At 49.5% G+C, this 19,306-nt stretch carries 23 protein-coding genes; 22 read left to right on the top strand and 1 reads right to left on the bottom strand.

Annotated elements, in window-relative coordinates:
* Positions 1-5 precede the first annotated feature (5 nt).
* Positions 6-254 (bottom strand): exodeoxyribonuclease VII small subunit, encoded by a 249-nt coding sequence (xseB, locus tag CR164_RS03575; protein WP_110022548.1) that lies wholly within the window; start codon positions 252-254, stop codon positions 6-8.
* Positions 255-445: 191 nt separating this feature from the next.
* Between xseB and obgE the strand changes: the two genes are divergently transcribed.
* From obgE to rpmC, 22 genes are all read left to right on the top strand, one after another.
* Positions 446-1,459, top strand: coding sequence for a GTPase ObgE (gene obgE, locus CR164_RS03570; RefSeq protein WP_110022547.1), 1,014 nt, complete (start codon positions 446-448; stop codon positions 1,457-1,459).
* A gap of 7 nt (positions 1,460-1,466) precedes the next feature.
* Positions 1,467-1,952 carry an N-acetyltransferase gene (locus CR164_RS03565; RefSeq protein ID WP_110022546.1) on the top strand — a complete coding sequence of 162 codons (486 nt, stop codon included), beginning with the start codon at positions 1,467-1,469 and terminating at the stop codon, positions 1,950-1,952.
* A gap of 97 nt (positions 1,953-2,049) precedes the next feature.
* Positions 2,050-2,316 carry an HPr family phosphocarrier protein gene (locus CR164_RS03560; protein WP_110022545.1) on the top strand — a complete coding sequence of 89 codons (267 nt, stop codon included), beginning with the start codon at positions 2,050-2,052 and terminating at the stop codon, positions 2,314-2,316.
* Between the two features lie 85 nt (positions 2,317-2,401).
* Positions 2,402-3,541 carry a glycosyltransferase gene (locus CR164_RS03555; RefSeq protein WP_161953474.1) on the top strand — a complete coding sequence of 380 codons (1,140 nt, stop codon included), beginning with the start codon at positions 2,402-2,404 and terminating at the stop codon, positions 3,539-3,541.
* Between the two features lie 2 nt (positions 3,542-3,543).
* Positions 3,544-4,389, top strand: a complete 846-nt coding sequence (locus tag CR164_RS03550; protein ID WP_110022689.1) for a glycosyltransferase family 2 protein — start codon at positions 3,544-3,546, stop codon at positions 4,387-4,389.
* 152 nt (positions 4,390-4,541) lie between these two features.
* Positions 4,542-6,023, top strand: a complete 1,482-nt coding sequence (locus CR164_RS03545; RefSeq protein WP_110022543.1) for an oligosaccharide flippase family protein — start codon at positions 4,542-4,544, stop codon at positions 6,021-6,023.
* A 41-nt stretch (positions 6,024-6,064) separates the two neighbouring features.
* Positions 6,065-8,425: a glycosyltransferase family protein gene (locus CR164_RS03540; RefSeq protein WP_110022542.1), complete on the top strand. Its 2,361-nt coding sequence runs from the start codon at positions 6,065-6,067 to the stop codon at positions 8,423-8,425.
* 46 nt (positions 8,426-8,471) lie between these two features.
* The gene (locus CR164_RS03535; RefSeq protein ID WP_110022541.1) at positions 8,472-9,671 is read left to right on the top strand and encodes a glycosyltransferase family protein; all 1,200 of its coding nucleotides are present in this window, start codon (positions 8,472-8,474) and stop codon (positions 9,669-9,671) included.
* 168 nt (positions 9,672-9,839) lie between these two features.
* Complete coding sequence (rpsL, locus tag CR164_RS03530; RefSeq protein ID WP_110022540.1) at positions 9,840-10,226, top strand: 30S ribosomal protein S12; 387 nt, start codon at positions 9,840-9,842, stop codon at positions 10,224-10,226.
* Positions 10,227-10,255: 29 nt separating this feature from the next.
* Positions 10,256-10,723, top strand: a complete 468-nt coding sequence (rpsG, locus tag CR164_RS03525) for a 30S ribosomal protein S7 (protein WP_110022539.1) — start codon at positions 10,256-10,258, stop codon at positions 10,721-10,723.
* Between the two features lie 31 nt (positions 10,724-10,754).
* Complete coding sequence (gene fusA / locus CR164_RS03520) at positions 10,755-12,869, top strand: elongation factor G (RefSeq protein WP_110022538.1); 2,115 nt, start codon at positions 10,755-10,757, stop codon at positions 12,867-12,869.
* Between the two features lie 74 nt (positions 12,870-12,943).
* Positions 12,944-14,125 (top strand): elongation factor Tu, encoded by a 1,182-nt coding sequence (tuf, locus tag CR164_RS03515; protein WP_110022537.1) that lies wholly within the window; start codon positions 12,944-12,946, stop codon positions 14,123-14,125.
* 82 nt (positions 14,126-14,207) lie between these two features.
* Positions 14,208-14,519, top strand: coding sequence for a 30S ribosomal protein S10 (rpsJ, locus tag CR164_RS03510; protein ID WP_110022536.1), 312 nt, complete (start codon positions 14,208-14,210; stop codon positions 14,517-14,519).
* 24 nt (positions 14,520-14,543) lie between these two features.
* Positions 14,544-15,173 (top strand): 50S ribosomal protein L3, encoded by a 630-nt coding sequence (gene rplC / locus CR164_RS03505; RefSeq protein ID WP_110022535.1) that lies wholly within the window; start codon positions 14,544-14,546, stop codon positions 15,171-15,173.
* Positions 15,174-15,193: 20 nt separating this feature from the next.
* On the top strand, positions 15,194-15,820 hold the full coding sequence (gene rplD / locus CR164_RS03500) for a 50S ribosomal protein L4 (protein ID WP_110022534.1): 627 nt from the start codon (positions 15,194-15,196) through the stop codon (positions 15,818-15,820).
* Positions 15,821-15,850: 30 nt separating this feature from the next.
* A complete protein-coding gene (rplW, locus tag CR164_RS03495) occupies positions 15,851-16,174 on the top strand; it encodes a 50S ribosomal protein L23 (protein WP_110022533.1) in 324 nt (107 codons plus the stop codon).
* 20 nt (positions 16,175-16,194) lie between these two features.
* Entirely contained in the window at positions 16,195-17,034 is an 840-nt protein-coding gene (gene rplB / locus CR164_RS03490) for a 50S ribosomal protein L2 (RefSeq protein ID WP_110022532.1), read from the top strand.
* 32 nt (positions 17,035-17,066) lie between these two features.
* The gene (gene rpsS, locus CR164_RS03485; protein WP_110022531.1) at positions 17,067-17,363 is read left to right on the top strand and encodes a 30S ribosomal protein S19; all 297 of its coding nucleotides are present in this window, start codon (positions 17,067-17,069) and stop codon (positions 17,361-17,363) included.
* Positions 17,364-17,392: 29 nt separating this feature from the next.
* Positions 17,393-17,743 carry a 50S ribosomal protein L22 gene (rplV, locus tag CR164_RS03480; RefSeq protein ID WP_110022530.1) on the top strand — a complete coding sequence of 117 codons (351 nt, stop codon included), beginning with the start codon at positions 17,393-17,395 and terminating at the stop codon, positions 17,741-17,743.
* A 24-nt stretch (positions 17,744-17,767) separates the two neighbouring features.
* Positions 17,768-18,529 (top strand): 30S ribosomal protein S3, encoded by a 762-nt coding sequence (rpsC, locus tag CR164_RS03475; RefSeq protein ID WP_110022529.1) that lies wholly within the window; start codon positions 17,768-17,770, stop codon positions 18,527-18,529.
* Positions 18,530-18,620: 91 nt separating this feature from the next.
* On the top strand, positions 18,621-19,040 hold the full coding sequence (rplP, locus tag CR164_RS03470; RefSeq protein WP_110022528.1) for a 50S ribosomal protein L16: 420 nt from the start codon (positions 18,621-18,623) through the stop codon (positions 19,038-19,040).
* Between the two features lie 27 nt (positions 19,041-19,067).
* The gene (gene rpmC / locus CR164_RS03465; RefSeq protein ID WP_110022527.1) at positions 19,068-19,274 is read left to right on the top strand and encodes a 50S ribosomal protein L29; all 207 of its coding nucleotides are present in this window, start codon (positions 19,068-19,070) and stop codon (positions 19,272-19,274) included.
* Positions 19,275-19,306: the final 32 nt, after the last annotated feature.

Genomic DNA, 19,306 nt, shown 5'->3' with positions numbered 1-19,306 from the left:
GGCTGTCAGGAATCGCTGAACAGGCCGTAATCCTGTTTTTTTTCTGGCTGTTTTTCGGAAGATTCAGGGTTGATGACTTCGATTTTCTGCCGTGCGTCCTGGAGCCTTTTCCTGCAAGCATCCGCGATTTTAAGCCCCTCTTCATAAAGCTTGATTGATTGATCGATGCCTGTATCGGGATTTTCCATTTCTCCGGTTATCTCTTCGAGTCTTGCAATAAGCTCCTCGATGGTGGCTTTTTTTTTCTGGCTCATGTGATCAGTCGTGATGCTGTGGGGTTTGTGGTTGTTCTTTGCTTCAGGTAACATAGTCAAAGCAGGAATGTATTCAAAGAATAGGGGATAGGTAGTAGGTAATGGGGAATGGGTAATAGGTAATAGAGGTATGGAGTTGTGGTTGCTGGTTTGTTGGGAAGGGATTGTTAATCGGGAATTTTGAGGGTGCTATGAAATTTGTCGACAGTGCGAAAATATACGTGAAGGCGGGTAACGGCGGTAACGGATGCATGAGCTTTCGGAGAGAGAAATATGTGCCGAAAGGCGGGCCGGATGGTGGTGATGGCGGCCGGGGCGGCCATGTGTTTCTCAAGGCGCACCGCCAGATGTCTACGTTACTCGATTTCCGGTACAGGAAACATTACGAGGCACAACGGGGGGTTCACGGGCAGGGGGCGAAAAAAAACGGAAAGATGGGTAAAGACATTGTGATTCCGGTTCCCTGCGGTACTGTTGTCAGGAATACTGAAACCGGGAATCTGATTGCCGATCTTACCGAAGATGGCGAAGAACTGCTTGTTGCCAGGGGCGGCAAGGGTGGTAAGGGAAATCCTCACTTCGCGTCGTCTACCCATCAAGCGCCGAGGTATGCCGAGCCTGGAGGTAAGGGAGAAAGCCTCGAGATCGAACTCGAACTGAAACTGATTGCCGATGTCGGACTTGTGGGGTTTCCCAATGCGGGGAAATCGACATTGATTTCTGCCATGAGTGCGGCAAAACCGAAAATAGCCGATTATCCGTTTACGACGCTTGTGCCGAACCTTGGCATTGTCCAGTACAGGAATTACAACTCGTTCGTTATGGCGGATATTCCTGGAATCATCGAGGGGGCTGCTGAAGGCAAGGGGCTTGGCCTTCAGTTTCTCAAGCATATCGAACGGACCCAGGTGCTTGCTGTTCTTGTTTCTGCGGATTCCGAGGATATTGCCGGTGAATATGCGCTGCTTCTCAAAGAGATGGAAAAGTTTGATCCGCAGATGCTGCACAAGCCAAGGGTTCTGTTGATCACAAAAATGGATATCGTCCCGGAAGGTTTCAGTTGCCCTGCTTTCGGGGATGATGTACGGGTGCTTCAGGTTTCCAGCATAACCGGTCTGGGCCTTGAAGAGCTGAAGGATGCATTGTGGGAGAAAATCGAACCGTCCCGGGATGTTTCGCAGGAATGTAAAACAGAGTCAGAGTAATCGAAGTATGGTATCGAACGATATTACCATAAGAACCGCTCGGCTTGCCGATGCGGGAGCAATAGCAGGTATAACCGCTTTCAATGCAGGTAAAGGCGTTATGCTGGAACGCTCTCCTGAAAATGTTATCGAGAATATTCGTAATTTTCTGGTCGCGGAGCACGACGGGAGAGTTATCGGCTCTTGTGCGATCGCTTTTTTCACGCTCCATCTTGCCGAAATTCGTACGCTTGCCGTTATCGACTCTTTTAAGCGGCTTGGAGTGGGCAGCCTGCTGGTTGGCAAGGCTGAAGAAGTGCTCAGGGAAGAAGGGGTTACAACGGCTTTTGTTCTGACGTTGAGTCCGGGTTTTTTTCTCAGTCTGGGATATCGGGAGGTGAACAAGGAGATGTTTCCTCAGAAAATCTGGAGAGACTGCACAAATTGCCCGAAGCTCATGGCCTGTGACGAAATTGCAATGATCAAGGAGCTTGACGGCGAGATGGCTGGATAGCTGAAAGGGCACTGTTTATCCTGTTCAGAGAAACCCGGTATCTTTTGACTATCAAGCTTTTTGCCTTTTGATTTTTTACCTTTGACTTTATTACATCGTGATTATTCAGGAAGTTATCGTTAAAAATAAAGCCGGGTTGCATACCAGACCGGCAGCGGCGGTTGTCAAGATTGCTTCTCGTTTTAAAGCCGACTTTTTTATTGAAATGCGGGGCTCCGAAGTAAATGCCAAATCGATTATCGGGGTTATGAGCCTTGCTGCACCGAAAGGCACAAAACTTATTCTGAAGCTTGACGGCGAGGATGAAGAAGAGGCGGCCAAGCAACTGGTCGATTTTTTTGAGCAGGGCTTTGGTGAGCAATAACCCCTTGTTGATGATTTTTTTCTTCAAGGTTGCCGGGCCTGTGTTTTTTCTCTGACAGGTAACAAGAAACTATTCCGAGGTGCCCTTGAGACCCCTGAGTATAGCGTTTGTCAGCCCGTTTTTCCCTCTTAAAGGTGGTATTGCCCGTTTCAGTTCGGCACTGCACGCGGTTTTACTCAAGCGGGGGCACAAGGTGGAAGCGATTTCTTTCAAGCGGCTTTACCCGAGGCTGTTGTTTCGGGGAAAAACGGTTTACGAGCAAGGGGTTTCCTGTAAGCCGGGTAATGAGGTCTTTCCCCTTCTCGACACACTCAATCCTTTAAGCTGGGTTGCCGTTGCCCGCGGTTTGAGGCGCCGGAAACCCGATGTCATACTTTGTGCATACTGGTTTGGTTTGTTTGCACCGCTCTATGCATTGATCAAGCAAGTGTCCGGTAGGAAAATGATTGTACTGATGCATAACTTTGCGTCGCATGAGACGTTTGCAGGGGAAACAATGCTCCGTAATCTCATGGTTGCATCGGCTGACGGTATCGTCACTCTTTCACAGCATGTCGCCCATGAGGTGCGGAAATCCTATCCGCATGTTCCGGTCAGGGCCCTGTTTCATCCCGTTTACGAGCCTGTGCGTAAAATGGTTCCGAAAGAAGAGGCTCGAAGGAAACTCGGTCTCGGGAGCAGTGAGTCGGTTCTGCTTTTTTTCGGGTATGTCAGGAAGTACAAAGGGCTCGATATTCTGATCGAGTCGATGCCGGAAGTCATTCGTCGTCATCCCGGAACGCAGCTTCTGGTAGCCGGAGAGTTTTATTATGGCGAGAAGATGTTCAGGGAGCGTATCGATGCCCTTGGTATCGGGGAGCAGGTGAAGGTATATGCGGAGTTTGTTTCAAACGACCGTATGTCTCTGTTTTTCTCTGCAGCAGATGTTGTTGTCTTGCCCTACAGGGAAGCTTCACAATCGGGAGTGGTACAGCAAGCCTACGGGTTCGGTCGTCCGGTACTTGTTTCCAGCACGGGTGGGCTGCCGGAAGCTGTTTTGGATGGTGAGACCGGTGCTGTTGTCAGGGCTCTCGACCCTTCGGCTTTTTCAGAAGGCATCTGTGATTTTCTCGACAGCATGAAAAGCGTTTGCTATGAGGAGAAGGTCAGGGAATATGCAAAAGAACTTTCCTGGGAAGTTTTCGCTGACAAGATAGGTGCTTTTGCCGGGGAGGTGGCCGGGTGAGGGTGAGCGATTCAGAGGAAACGGTGTTCGTGATTGTCGTGAACTGGAACAATGCGAGTGATACCGTTCGATGCCTTCAGTCACTTTCTTCGGTAGATTACTCCGGAATGCGTGTCATGGTTGTCGATAACGGGTCAACCGACGGTTCGGCCGGGCATATTTGGCACCATTTTCCTCAACACGAGATTCTTGAACTGAAGAGCAATCGGGGGTTCGGAGGTGGCTGCAATGCAGGCCATAAAGTGGCGCTCGAGAAGGGCGCCCGGTATGTGGTTTTTCTTAACAACGACACTGTTGTTGATCCGGGGTTTCTCGAACCGCTTATCGCTCCGCTACGTGAAAGGGATGAGTTGGCGGCCACGGTGCCCCGCATCTATTTCATGACCAGGCCTGACAGGATCTGGTATGCCGGTGGTGAGGTGAACCTGTTGACCGGGAGAATCGCTCATCGGGGTATCCGTCAGCCGGACGGTAAACGTTTCGGGTTTCCTTTTGAAACCGCTTATGCAACCGGATGTTGCCTTGCGGTGCGGGTAAGTGATTTCAACGATGCAGGAGGGTTTGATCCTTCGTTTTCCATGTATGCCGAGGATGTGGATCTCTCACTCAGGATGCAAGAAGGTGGAAAAAAAATTCTCTACGTTCCGGCTTCAAAGGTCTGGCACCGGGTGAGCGCTTCTGGTGGGGGGGAACTCGGCTTGCCGAGGCTGTGGAAAAAAAACCGGTCGATATTACGATTGCTGGTCAAGCATCGTGCGTGGTCGGGAATTTTTTTTTACCTGTTGCTTGCTCCGTTCAGGCTTGTGCAGGGAGCAACGGCTGTACACGATTTCACACGAGGTGAATAATTGCCTGAGTCGAGCGGCGGTTCCCGGCGTGTCGGGGGTGTACATGAATGCGGCTCTGCTTTTTTCGGTTTTTACTTAATAGCTGAAAGGTAAGATCTTATGTTTAAAAGAGTTGAATTTTCAGGCATTTGTTAGAACCGCTGAGTTCGGAAATGAAGCGACAGGTAACTATAGCCAGAGAAGCAGGGTTCTCTTTCGCAGGATTTGTTGCAGGGCAGGGTATGCGTTTTTTGTTCAACCTTGTGGTTGCAAAGCTGATGGGCGCAGAATATCTGGGAGTCTACGCTCTTTCGCTTGCAATTCTGCAAATTGCCGAGGTACTTGCCGTCAGTGGTCTCGATGTTGGTGTTCTCCGGTTTGTCAGTATGCAGGCCGGTAGTTTCCGGGATCGGTCGGCCTTTGTCGCTTCGGCGCTGAAAGTTTCTCTGCTCTACTCACTTCCTCTTACCCTTTTCCTTGTTGTTTTTTCGGGTTTTCTCGCCGGTCTTTTTGACGGTGGGAACCTGTTGCATCTTACGCTTATCTGCTATGCATGTTCGGTGCCTTTTCATGTCCTTATCGCTGTTGGCGGTCATGCGGTTCAGGGATACGAAAAACTTCGGCCCAAGATTATTGCCGGTCAGATACTTGTCCCCGGCGGACTGCTGCTTCTGACGGTTTTGATCAGCGCTGTTGCCGGAAACATGCCGGCACTGTTGTTTTCCCTGCCTTTATCGTCGCTTGCGGGTTTTGTGTGGTTGTGGTTGCAGCTCCATCGTATTACCGGCGTTTCCGTAACGGATGTGTTCAATGCCGCTTCTGAAAAAGAGATGGTACGATACGCCCGGCCTCTTATGTTCGTAGCCCTGACGGGTATGGTGAGTCACTGGCTGGATATCCTGATGCTTGGGTGGTATGCGGGTGCGGAAACTGTTGGCTTGTATCAACCCGCAGTCAGAACAGCAGGCCTTATGCGTTCTGTTTTACTTGCTTTTGCGGGAATCGCCGCACCGATGTTTGCCGAGATGCACAGTCGTGGAGGGATGGACGAGCTTGAGAAGCTCTTCAAGATGGTTAGCCGATGGGTTTTGATGGTGTCGATGCCCCTTGCCGTTATCCTGCTCTTGATGCCTGCAACCATCTTGAATCTTTTTGGCGACTCTTTTGCCGTTGCAGCACCGGTTCTCGTTGTTCTCGCTCTTGCAGTTCTGATTCAATCCGGTTTCGGTCTGTACGACACCATACTGCAGATGACCGGTTACTCGAAAATATGCTTCGTGAATGGGGCTGCAGGCCTTGCAGTGCACATCATGCTCAATGTGCTGCTCATACCGCAATTCGGCATGATGGGGGCTGCAGCGGCATTGTTGGCGGTCTACTGCCTGCTTGCCGTGGTCAGGGCTGTCGAAGTGCGGACGCTTCTCGGCATTCATGCGTTCAGCTTCCCGTTGTTCAAACCGCTTGTCGCAGGAATTGTATCCGGTGGTGTTCTCATCACAGCGAAACCTTTTCTTGAGGTGCTTTATGCTCCGTTTTTCTTGCTTGGGGGCGTACTGCTTGTTTTTGCAGTATATTTGCTGATTATAAGGGTTATGCGGTTGGAACAGGAAGAGCTGGACGTTATTTTGGAGCTGTTTTCGTTTGTTAAGAAGTAGTTAATTCTCTGTACAACCTGGGTAAAACTGTAAGTGAATCAGTGAAAAAACTAATTCTGCCTTTTGGCGCCTCTCTCTTGGGGTACCTGCTGCTCTCTGCGGGGGTTTTCTATTCCGTTTTGTTTCAGGGCCTGGTTCCGGCTTCTCCTGACAGCGTGAGTCCCATGGCGACTTCCATCGCTCTCGATGCGCTGTATCAGGAAACCGGCCGTTACCCTTTGTGGCAGCCGTGGTCTTTTTCCGGGATGCCGACGGTCGAGGCGTTCACCTATCTGAACGGCCTTTACTACCCGGGCGTTTTCCTCGGGGTTTTTCAAGTGAGCGGTCTGTGGCTGCAACTGCTTCATTTTGTGTTTGGCGGTTTGGGTGGTTTTGTTCTGCTCCGCTATTTCAAGCTGCATGATATAGCCGCTTTTTTGGGCGGGGCGGCGTTTATGTTGACGCCTTACATGGTTACGATGTTTATCTACGGGCATGGGAGCCAACTCATGACTGCTGCTTATATGCCATGGGTGCTATGGGCGGGTATCAGGCTTCTGGACAGTATGCATCCCTCTGACATGGGGGTTCTGGCTCTATTGGCAGGATTTCAACTGCAGCGAGGTCATGTTCAGATTGCCTACTATACATGGCTGTTGCTGTTTCTGCTGATTGTCTGGAAGGTTGCAACCGGTTCTTCAGCGGCAAAAAGGTTTAAAAAATCTGCGATGATTTTCGTTGCCCTCTGCATCGCGGTAGTTATTTCTGCCTCCGTTTATCTTCCTGTTTTCGAGTACACCCCTTTTTCTGTCCGTGGTTCGGGTAGCGGCGGCGGTGCTGCCTATGATTACGCAACAATGTGGTCGATGCACCCACGGGAGTTTATCACCTACTTTCTGCCGGGTGCTGCAGGTTTCGGCGGGATTACCTATTGGGGGAAAATGCCCTTTACCGATTATCCCAATTATGCTGGGTTTATTGTGTTTTGCCTTGCAGTAACCGGATTGATTGCCGAAAGGCGAAACGGGTTTGTCCGGTTTCTTGCCGGAGGAACGGTGCTCATGGTTTTTCTTGCCTTCGGTAAGTATTTCAGTCCGGTGTACGACTTGTTTTATCATTTCGTGCCGTTTTTCAGCCGTTTCAGAGTCCCGTCCATGGCGCTTATCGTCGTGTCTCTCACTCTCGCTTTGCTTGCCGGATTTGGTTTGCATGCTGTCATGCAGGAGATCAAGGGAAAGGGATTGCGCCTGCTGAAGGGGGGGGCACTGCTTGTTGCGTTGTCTGCCCTGGTTTTTTTGTTTTTTGAAACTTCTTTCGAAGGGTTTATCCGCTCTCTTTTCCCGATACCTCGGGTTGAAAGTGCCGAGCTTGCACAAATGGTTGATCAGGTGCGCTGGAACCTTTGGAAAAGCAGTTTTCTCGGGATGGTCTGTTTCGGCGGAATCTTCGCGGCTCTTCTTTGGCTTCGGTCGAAACAGGTTATCGGTGCAGTGCTTACGGCGTCGTTTCTGACACTGATCGCTCTTGTCGATTTGTTGATGGTCGACCGTCAGATTGTTGCTCCTTCAACGGGTTCTCTGCAGTCTTCTCAGCTGGTTTCCCAACGCTATCTCGAGAGAGCTTTTGCAGAAGATGACGTGACTGCTTTTTTGCGTGCCGATTCTGATGTGTTCAGGGTATATCCGGCAGGCCCCCTTTTTGCCGAGAACAAGTTTTCAGTGTTTGGTATCGAGTCCACCGGAGGATACCATCCTGCAAAACTGCAGGTCTATGATGAGTTGCTTCAGGTTTCCAAAAACCTTGCCAATATAGATGTTTTGCAAATGCTCAATGTCCGGTATGTTGTCAGTATGTCACCGCTGGACCATCCGCTTCTCGATGTTGTCCATGAGGGTGAGCTGCGATTGGCAAGAGGTCCGGTCAGGGTGATGGTGTATCGGCTTGCCGGTTCCATGCCACGCGCATGGTTTGTTCGCGAAGGTGTTTCCGAGAAAGAGGTGATGGACGTATATGGGAAATTACTCGGTGGTGAAATCGATGTGACGACACAGGCTCTTGTCGAAGATGCGCCCTGGATCGGTGGCAGGCAATTTGGAGAGGCCACTGTTTCTTCGATCGAGGTTTTGCCGGAAAAAATTTCACTTTCCGTGCAGGCGGATCAGGAGGCCTTTCTTGTGCTGAGCGAGGTGTTTTTTCCTTTGCGCTGGAAAGTGATGATCGACGATCATGAGCAGCAGGTCTTCAAAACAAATGGTTTGTTGAGGGGGGTTTCTGTGCCGGCAGGAGAACATCGGGTGGTCTTTTCTTTTGACCGAAGAGGATTTGAAAACGGTAGCAGGCTTGCTTTTGCAGGTTTTGCGGTTGCATTGCTGCTTGCGGGTACAGGATTGTCCGGTCTGAAAAGACGGGGAGGGTTCAAGTAAGAAGTTTTTAAGCTTGAGTGGAGTGAAAAAAATTCTGTTTTTGTGCATGAACTTTCCCCCGATGATGACAGAAGGCTCGTCACGTGCCTTTAAATTTGCATCGTCTTTTCCTGCGCTTGGCTGGGAACCGATCGTGATCGCCTATCACGAGGTTTCAGGGATCGAGGCTGAGCGTTTGCCTTTCAGGGTTCACTATGCTGGGCATACCTATTCAGCAAAAGAAATGGACCCCGAGCAACTGTTCAGGCTGGTACATGGACTGCCGCTAAAAAAGCTTTTTTTCAAGAAGGAAGGGTTTCCTCAATCAAAAAACGGCATAGGGGAAAACAGCTGGGAACGAAAAGCGGCCACGCTTGCAGAACAGCTGCTGCAAGAGGATTCGGATATTGAAATGATTTATGCACAGGCGCCTCCGTTTGCTCCGCACCGCTTGGCCCTCGAGCTTTCCGCAAAATATCATATTCCGGTAATGTTCGATTGTACTACCTCTTTTGTCGTTGAAAAACAGGATATGGGTATCCTGCATTCCGGTCATTGCGTTGCCATGCCGTCGAGAGTGATGAAAGAGTTTTTTCTTCGGAAATACCGGGGAAGGTTGTTCCATGAGGATATTTCAATTGTCAGAAACGGTTATGATCCTGAGTGTTGTCATGTGATGTCGCCACAAGAGCAGGCTGGGGTACCGATTCTCTGTGTATTCCATATCGAAAGGGCGGAGGGGAAAGAGCTGAAAAATTTCTTTTCCGGCCTGTCGGCTTTTGTCAAATCCCAAGAGGGTGCAAAAGGCTTTTTTTCGATTGCTTTTACCGGTCCCGGATATGAAAAGGTCAGGCGATACCTGAAAAAATACAGGCTCGAAGATTTTGTCGAAGCAGGTCCTGTGTGTTCGCATGGTGATGAACTGGAACTCTGTATGCGCGCGGACTTATACTGTGTTGTGCTTGGTAAGGCTGATGGTTATGAGCTTTTTGTGCCGGAACGCTTGTACGATATCATGGGCATGAAAACATCGCTTGGAGGTCTGCTCCCCGATGGTCTTGCAAAAAAGGTTATTCATGAAGCGGGAGGCCGAACGGCTTCGATAGAGCGGGTTGAAAGTATTGTCGATTTTCTGCAGGACACTTTTTCTCTTTGGCTTTCAGGGCAGTTGCCGACCGTTTCCGACACTGCCGTTGGCGATTACTGTTTTCGCTCGTCGATGAAGGATTTTCTTGGAGAGATGGCGACGAGGCTTCCCATGGCATAGCAGGAATATCACTGGAAAATATTTCTCGAAAAAGCTATAAAAAATGTGGCTTCTGTTTTTGTATTTTATGCAAAAATATTTTACCTTGGTGGTCCTTATGGATTTTATGATCGATTCAGACTTTGAACGTCTGCGTTTAACCAATTGAATAGAAAAGAATTTACAGCTATGCCGACGATTCAGCAGCTTATCAGACGCGGTAGAAAAACCAAGGCGTCGAAAACAGCGTCACCGGCTCTCGAAAAGTGTCCGCAAAAGCGGGGTGTTTGTACCCGCGTATACACTACGACGCCGAAAAAGCCTAACTCCGCGCTCAGAAAGGTTGCTCGTGTGAGGTTGTCCAACAAGATTGAGGTGACGGCCTACATTCCGGGTGAGGGTCATAATCTGCAGGAGCACTCGATTGTGCTGATCCGCGGTGGAAGAGTCAAGGATCTCCCGGGTGTGCGTTATCATATTGTGAGGGGGTCGCTGGATACTTCCGGTGTTGCCGATCGCAGGAATGCGCGTTCAAAGTATGGTGCCAAACGGCCGAAAGATGGCGCTGCCAAGTAAATCGAATCCTTTAATTACTGACTTCTACTATGGGTAAGAAAGTTGTATACAGCGGTGTTAAGCCTGATCTGCGCTTTGGCGATGAGAGTGTGTCGAGGTTGATTAATGCGATTATGCTTGACGGTAAGAAAAACGTTGCGGCGAAAATAGTGTATGGTGCGATGGATATTATCGCGGAAAAAATGAAGGATGAGGAGCCGCTCGAAGTGTTTCGTCGTGCCTTGTCGAATGTCGCGCCGCTTGTAGAGGTGCGCAGCAAGAGAGTGGGTGGGGCAACCTACCAGATTCCGATGGAGGTCCAGCCTTCGAGAAGAGAGGCTTTGGCGTTCCGCTGGATCAAGCAGTTTTCTGCTCGCCGGGGTGGGCGGACCATGGCGGAAAAGCTTGCGGCCGAATTGATGGATGCTGCAAGTGAGCAGGGCGCTTCGGTGAAGAAAAGAGATGAGGTGCATCGTATGGCAGATGCAAACAAGGCTTTTGCACATTTCAGGTTTTAACAACTATTAACACGGGCGTAAAATTCAAACCATGGCACGGCAAGTAGGTTTAGCGAATGTTAGGAATATCGGTATCATGGCCCATATTGATGCCGGGAAGACGACGACGACAGAGCGGATTTTGTATTACACCGGTCGGCTCCACAGGATGGGTGAGGTTCATGATGGCGGTGCTACCATGGACTGGATGGAGCAGGAGAAGGAGCGTGGTATTACTATTACTTCGGCTGCGACTACCTGTTTTTGGGTGCCGAAAATCGGGAATTTCGAGGATGTGAAGCATCGCATCAATATTATCGATACTCCCGGTCATGTTGATTTTACGGTGGAGGTAGAGCGTTCGCTGAGGGTGCTTGATGGTGCGGTTGCCTTGTTTTGTGCTGTCGGTGGTGTCGAGCCGCAGTCGGAAACGGTCTGGCGCCAGGCCAATAAATATAATGTGCCGAGGGTTGCATATGTCAACAAGATGGATCGTGTCGGCGCAAACTTTTTTGAGGCGGTCAAGGCTATCAAAGAGCGTCTTGGGGCGAATCCTGTTCCGATTCAGATTCCGATCGGCCAGGGCGAGATGTTTGCGGGTGTTGTCGATCTGATCCGTATGAGGGGTATCATCTACGATAAGGAGGATGGTAGTACCTATGAGGAGGTCGAGATACCTCATGATCTCGAGAGCGAAGCCAAGCACTGGCGGATCAATATGCTCGAAGCTGTGTCCGAGCTCGATGAAACGCTTCTCGAAAAATATCTCGAAGGCGAAGAGATTACCGAAGGTGAAGTTCGCAGGGTTCTTCGTCAGGCGACTCTCGACGGGACGATCATTCCTGCTCTGTGCGGTTCATCGTTCAAGAACAAAGGTGTTCAGTTCATGCTCGACGCGGTTATAGAGTATCTTCCTTCCCCGGTCGATGTCGGGGTGGTAAGCGGGCATCATCCTTCAACCGATCAGGAGATCAGTCGTGAGCCGAAAGACGATGATCCGTTTGCCGGTCTTGCCTTTAAGATCGCAACCGATCCGTTCGTCGGAAAATTGACTTTCTTCAGGGTGTATTCGGGTGTGCTCAAAGCCGGCAGTTATGTGTTGAATACCGTGACCGGCAAGAAGGAGCGCATCGGCAGGTTGATGCAGATGCATTCCAACAAAAGGGAGGAGCGGGATGCCGTGTACGCAGGTGATATCGCTGCGGCGGTTGGTTTGAAAGATGTCAAGACTGGTGATACGCTTTGCGATGAAAGCAAGCCTATCGTTCTCGAGAAGATGGTGTTTCCCGAGCCGGTTATTCAGATCGCGATCGAGCCGAAAACAAAGGCCGACTCGGATAAGTTGGGGGTTTCTCTTGCCAAGCTTGCCGAAGAAGATCCGACATTCAGGGTGTCGTCGGATGAAGAAACAGGGCAAACGCTTATAGCCGGTATGGGTGAGCTGCACCTCGAGGTGTTGGTAGACAGGCTCAAGCGTGAGTTCAAGGTCGAGGCCAATATCGGGCAGCCACAGGTGGCTTACCGTGAAACGATCCGTGGTTCGGTTGAGCATGAAGGTAAGTTTGTTCGACAGTCGGGTGGTAAAGGTCAGTTCGGTTTGGTCAATATCAAGCTTGAACCGCTCGAAGAAGGTGAAGGGTACGAATTTGTCGATGAGATCAAGGGTGGAGCCATTCCCAAGGAGTATATTCCGGCGGTGTCGGCTGGTATTCAGGATGCTATGAAGGATGGTGTTGTTGCCGGGTACCCGGTGCAGGATGTCAAGGTGACTCTGTTCGATGGTAAGTACCATGACGTTGACTCATCTGAGATGGCTTTCAAGATTGCCGGATCGATCGGTTTTAAAGGTGCTGCAAGAAAAGCAAATCCTGTTTTGCTCGAGCCTATCATGAAAGTTGAGGTTATTACACCTGAAGAGTATTTGGGTGACGTGATGGGCGATCTTTCGAGCCGTCGGGGACATATCGAAGGTATGGGTGAGCGTGCAGGTGCTCAATTTGTGAAAGCCAAAGTGCCGCTTTCCGAAATGTTCGGTTATTCGACCGTTCTCCGTTCGATGACTCAGGGGAGGGCGAACTATACGATGGAGTTCGAGTGTTACAATGAGGTGCCGAGGAATATTGCTGAAACTCTTCAGGAGAAGAAGGTGGCCGATGAGGCTGGGTAATTGTGAGGTGTTATATCGTATAAGTGTATTTTTTTTGAGTAATAACAACAGTTAATCGATAGAGGGAGAAAGATATGGCAAAAGAGGCCTACAAAAGGGATAAGCCCCATGTAAATATTGGTACCATCGGTCACGTTGATCATGGGAAAACTACGCTTACAGCAGCGATTACATCAGTGCTGGCGAAGCAGGGTATGGCGGCACAGCGTGAGTTCGGCGATATTGATAAGGCTCCTGAGGAAAGAGAGCGTGGTATCACCATTTCGACCGCTCATGTGGAGTACCAGACCGAAAAGCGTCACTATGCACATATCGACTGTCCCGGTCACGCTGACTACATCAAAAATATGATTACCGGTGCTGCTCAGATGGACGGTGCTATCCTCGTCGTTGCTGGTACGGATGGTCCTATGCCTCAGACTCGTGAGCATATTCTGCTTGCCCGTCAGGTGAACGTTCCTGCTCTTGTTGTGTTCCTGAACAAAGTTGATATTGCGGATCCTGAGCTTCTCGAACTTGTCGAGCTCGAGCTTCGTGAGCTTCTTTCCGAATACGAGTTTCCTGGTGATGACATTCCGATTATCAAGGGGTCTGCGCTGAAGGCTCTCGAAGGTGACGCGGAAGCTGAAAAAGCCATTATCGAGCTGATGGACGCGGTTGACAACTACATCCCCGAGCCGATTCGTGACGTCGACAAACCGTTCCTGATGCCGGTTGAAGATGTGTTCTCCATCTCGGGTCGCGGCACTGTCGGTACTGGTCGTATCGAAAGCGGTATTATCAAAATCAACGAGGAAGTTGAGCTTGTCGGTATCAAACCAACCAAGAAAACGGTCGTTACCGGTGTCGAAATGTTCCAGAAGACACTCGATGAAGGGCAGGCTGGTGATAACGCAGGTCTTCTTTTCAGAGGTGTCGGCAAAGAAGAGGTCGAGCGCGGTATGGTCGTGGCAAAGCCTGGTACGATTACCCCGCACACCAAATTCAAGGCGGAGGTCTATATTCTGAAGAAAGAAGAGGGTGGCCGTCATACACCGTTTTTCAACAACTATCGTCCGCAGTTCTATTTCAGAACCACTGACGTGACCGGCGCAGTAACGCTTCCGGAAGGTGTTGAAATGGTTATGCCTGGTGACAATCTGTCGATCGAAGTCGAGCTTATCGTGCCGATCGCCATGGATGAAAACCTCAGGTTCGCTATTCGTGAAGGTGGCCGTACCGTAGGCGCCGGTACCGTAACCCAGATTATCGAGTAAGGCACGGATACTGTATGCAGTGGGGCGGGAAGTAGCAGCTCGCCCCTTTTTTATTCTAAACATTGAAAGAGGATTACGACAAGTGGCTGTTCAGCAAAAGATCAGAATAAAGCTAAAATCCTACGATCATAGTCTGGTGGACAAATGGGCCGTCAAGATTATCGATGTGGTGAAGCAGACGGATGCTATCATCTTCGGTCCTATCCCGTTGCCGACCAAAACTCATGTGTATACGGTTAACCGGTCTCCGCATGTAGACAAGAAGTCCAGAGAGCAGTTTGCTTTTTCATCGCACAAGAGGCTGATTGAAATAATCAACCCGACCGGCAAGACGATTGATATGCTTATGAAGCTTGAGCTTCCAAGCGGTGTGGATGTAGAAATTAAGTCTTAATGAAAATTGAAAAGCAAATCGGAAATGGCTGCGATTCTTGGTAAAAAAATAGGCATGACCAGCATATATGATGAAAACCGCGAAGCGGTTCCATGTACGGTTATCCAGGCTGGCCCCTGTTTTGTGTCACAGGTTAAAACTGTCGTCAAAGACGGTTATGAAGCATATCAGCTGAGTATAGGCGAACGAAAAGAAGCTAAGGTTTCCAAACCTTTGAGAGGTCACTATGCGAAAGCGGGCGTGGTCCCCGGCTACAAGGTTGTCGAGTTCGAAAAGGATCTCATGGATGCTGAGCTCGAAGAGGGTGGTTCTGTAAGTGTTGAGATGTTCCGTGAAGGAGAGACGGTCGATGTTCGTGGTGTTTCCAAGGGAAAAGGCTTTGCCGGTGTGGTCAAGCGACATAATTTTGGCGGCGGTTCGAGAACCCATGGCCAGTCGGACAGGCTTCGTGCTCCGGGTTCGGTCGGAGGCGCTTCTGATCCATCACGGACCTTCAAGGGTACGAAAATGGCCGGTCGTATGGGCGGAAAAACTGTCAGGGTAAAGGGATTGAAAATAATGAAGGTGATACCGGAGTCTAATCTTCTGGTTGTAAAAGGTGCTGTTCCGGGCGTTAAAAACTCGTATGTACAGATTGTTTCTTCAAAAAAGTAAATGGTGACTAGCAGGGAAGCATGGAACTTAAAGTTTTAAATACAGGCGGCTCGGAAACCGGTGAGGTTGTTTCGCTGGCTGACAGTGTGTTCGCAACAGAGGTGTCGGAGCATGCTATGTATCTCGATGTTAAGTCCATCATGGCAAACAGACGTCAGGGGACGCATAGCGTTAAAAACCGCTCGGAAGTCAGAGGTGGCGGTAAAAAACCATACAGGCAGAAAGGTACCGGTCATGCGAGGCAGGGTTCGACCCGTTCACCTTTGATGGTTGGCGGTGGATCGATTTTTGGGCCTGAGCCACGCGATTACAGTTTGAAAGTCAATAAAAAAGTCAAGCGTCTGGCTCGCCGTTCGGCATTGACAAACAAGGCGCAGGAAGGCGGAATTGTTGTGGTCGAGGATTTTGTCTTCGATCAGATCAAGACAAAGCAGATGGCGGAGATTCTCAAAAATCTCGGGCTTGAAAGCAAAAAAACGCTGATGCTGATGCCGGAGCATAGCGAAACCGTTGTCAAGTCAGGAAGAAATATTCCTAAACTGAATGTCGTTGTTGCAGACAATGCTTCGACATATGATATACTCGACAGCCAAACGGTGCTTATGCAGAAGGCTGCGCTGAAGAAGATAGAGGAAACACTGGGTTAATAAAGCAGAGACAGCAAAAAAGAGGTGGTTATGAGAAATCCGTTATTGCAGCCCTGGCTCACAGAAAAAAGTACTCGCTTGACGGAGCAGGCAGGCCAGTATGCTTTCAAAGTGAAGGCCGCTGCCAATAAGACAGATATCAAGAGAGCGGTAGAGGAAAAATTCGGTGTCGAGGTCCAGTCGGTCCGTACCGCGAATTGTCTGGGGAAGTCCAAAAGACAGTACACTCGTAAAGGGTTGATCGCTGGCAAGAAAAACGACTGGAAAAAAGCTGTTATTACGCTCAAAGAGGGGCAGGTAATCGATTATTATTCCGGTTCGACTGACCAGGGAGAAGAAAAACAATCCAAATAAAGGTTAGACAATAGTTTACAATGGCGATAAGGAAATTAAGCCCAGTTACACCGGCATCAAGGTATCTCTCTTATTCGGGATTCGATGAGGTTACAAAAAGCAAGCCGGAAAAAAGTTTGCTTGCACCCCTAAAAAAATCAGGCGGCAGAAACCGTGCAGGTCGTATTACTTCGAGACACAGAGGTGGCGGGCACAAGCGTTTTTACCGTATCATCGACTTCAAACGCAACAAGGACAATATTCCGGCAAAAGTTGCGGCGATCGAGTATGATCCGAACCGTTCTTCGAGGATTGCGCTACTGCATTATGCGGATGGAGAGAAACGCTATATTCTCGCGCCAAAAGGTTTGCGGGTTGGAGATGTACTGCAGAGTGGTGAAAAAGTCGAGGTGAAGGTCGGTAACACTATGCCGCTGAGGAATATCCCTCTCGGTACCGATGTGCATAACATCGAGATGAAGATAGGAAAAGGCGGTCAGATGGTGCGCTCTGCCGGGGCGTTTGCCGTTCTTGCTGCGAAAGAAGGCGACCATGCAACACTCAAGCTTCCTTCAGGTGAGATTCGTAAGGTGCGCATCGAGTGTCGTGCGACTATCGGCGGCATCGGTAATGTCGATCATGAGAATGTTGTGCTTGGCAAGGCCGGCAGAAGCCGCTGGTTGGGTGTCAGGCCTCAAACGCGTGGTATGGCGATGAACCCTGTCGATCATCCGATGGGCGGTGGCGAAGGAAAATCGAAATCAGGTGGTGGGCGCAAGCATCCGAAATCACCCTGGGGTCAGATTGCAAAGGGTATGAAGACCAGAAATAAAAAGAAGGCTTCGGGCAAGCTGATCGTTCGCGGTCGTAAGTCGAAGTAAGAAGCGAAGCAAAAAAACAAGCAGAGAGAACTATGCCAAGATCGCTTAAAAAAGGACCGTTTATCGAGAGCAAGCTTGAAAAGCGCATACTTGAGATGAACAGCAAAGGTGAAAAGAAAGTGGTGAAAACCTGGTCAAGAAGCTCGATGATTTCACCTGATTTTGTCGGACATACCATAGCTGTGCATAACGGTAAAACTCATATTCCCGTGTATGTCAGTGAAAACATGGTCGGGCATAAGTTAGGTGAGTTCGCTCCAACAAGAACATACCGCGGCCATGCAGGCGGTAAATCTGAAAAAGGCGGATCAGCGCCCAGGAAAAAGTAAACAGAATAACGCGGAAAGGTTAAAGAGACATGCAAGCTAAAGCAGTATTACGGCATACGCCGACATCGCCGAGGAAAATGCGCATTGTGGCGGGTCTTATTCGCGGGAAACAGGTTGACCAGGCAAAGGCAATTCTGATGAACTCGACAAAGGCAGCATCCCGCAACGTAATGCAGACACTCAAGTCCGCGGTTGCAAACTATACCCAGAAAAACCCTGATGAAAGGGCTGGTGATAACGACTTGTTTATCAAAGAGATTTTTGTCGATGAGGGACCGACCATGAAACGCATGCTTCCGGCTCCGATGGGTCGTGCGTATAGAATTCGTAAGCGTTCGAATCATCTGACGATCGTCGTGGATAAGGTTAATCCAGTATAATAACTAAACAACAAGGAGCTAACATTGGGTCAGAAAGTTCATCCTACTGGATTCAGATTAGGGATTATCAAAGACTGGACATCGAGATGGTATGATGATGGGCCGGTAATTGCCGAGAAACTCAAGCAGGATCAGGTTATTCGTAACTATGTCAGCGCACGTCTCAAGAAAGAGCGCGCAGGTGTTGCAAGAATTGTTATCGAGCGCACGACAAAACATATTAAAATTAATATCTTTGCCGCACGTCCGGGCGCGGTTGTCGGTAGAAAAGGTGAAGAGATCAATAACCTTTCGCAGGAGTTGAGCCGCATTACGGGCAAAGAGGTGAAAATAGATGTTGTCGAGGTTGTCAAGCCCGAAATCGAAGCTCAGTTGATCGGTGAGAATATCGCATATCAGCTCGAAAACAGAGTCTCTTTCCGGCGTGCCATGAAGCAGGCGATTCAGCAGGCCATGAGAGCAGGGGCAGAAGGTATCCGTATCCGCTGTGCCGGCAGGCTCGGCGGCGTCGAGATCGCCCGTGCAGAGCAGTACAAGGAAGGCAAGATTCCGCTGCATACACTTCGTGCGAATGTTGACTATGCGAGTGTCACCGCCCACACGATTGCGGGTGCTATCGGTATCAAAGTATGGGTATATAAGGGCGAGGTTCTTGTCCAGCGCATCGATGCCGTTGAAGAAGAGGAGATGAAGAAAATCAGGGAACGCAGAAACGAGCAGAGGTCGAGAGGTGGCGGTCGTGATTCCCGGAACAGAAGGCGCCGCAGGCCGAAGAAAACTGCTTGAGGCATAGAGAAAAAAGCACCGCCAGACAGCATAGGTTGATAGTGGTGCCGACAAGAACTTTACAATCAGAAAAAGAATTGGAGTTGCCGGTATGTTAATGCCGAAGAGAGTTAAGCATAGAAAAGTTCAGCGTGGCAGGATGAAAGGAAATGCGGGACGCGGAACAACCATCACGTTTGGTTCATATGGATTGAAAGCTCTTGAGCCTGCATGGATTACCAGCCGTCAGATTGAAGCTGCCCGTGTTGCGATGAACCGGTACATGAAAAGAGACGGTAAAATCTGGATCAGGATTTTTCCTGACAAGCCGGTTACCAAGAAAGCAGCTGAAACCCGTATGGGGTCCGGTAAGGGTACTCCGGAGTTCTGGGTGGCGGTTGTCAAGCCTGGAAGAATCATGTTCGAGGCTGATGGTGTTCCTCAAGAGATTGCTACTGAAGCATTCAGGCTTGCAGCTAAGAAACTGCCGATCAAGACCAAGTTTATCGTAAGACCTGATCTCGAAGGTTAATGTGCTAAACAGACAGAGAAATTTATTATGAAAAAGCATGAAATAGCAGCAATGAGCCGTCAAGAGCTCGTCGACAGCATCAGGGAATTGGAAGACAGGCTTGCTGATCTGAAGTTTTATAAGGCTATTGAGCCGCCGCAAAATCCAATGGTTTTTCGTAATTCACGCCGTGACATTGCGAAAATGAAAACACGCTTGAGCCAGCTTGCAAAGCAGGAGAGCAGTGAAGGTTGACGCGTTCGGAAAAAGGATAAAAAAAGAAAGAA

This window comes from Prosthecochloris marina (genome assembly GCF_003182595.1).
GTDB lineage: Bacteria > Bacteroidota > Chlorobiia > Chlorobiales > Chlorobiaceae > Prosthecochloris > Prosthecochloris marina.
This window is presented reverse-complemented; position numbering and strand designations above follow the sequence as displayed.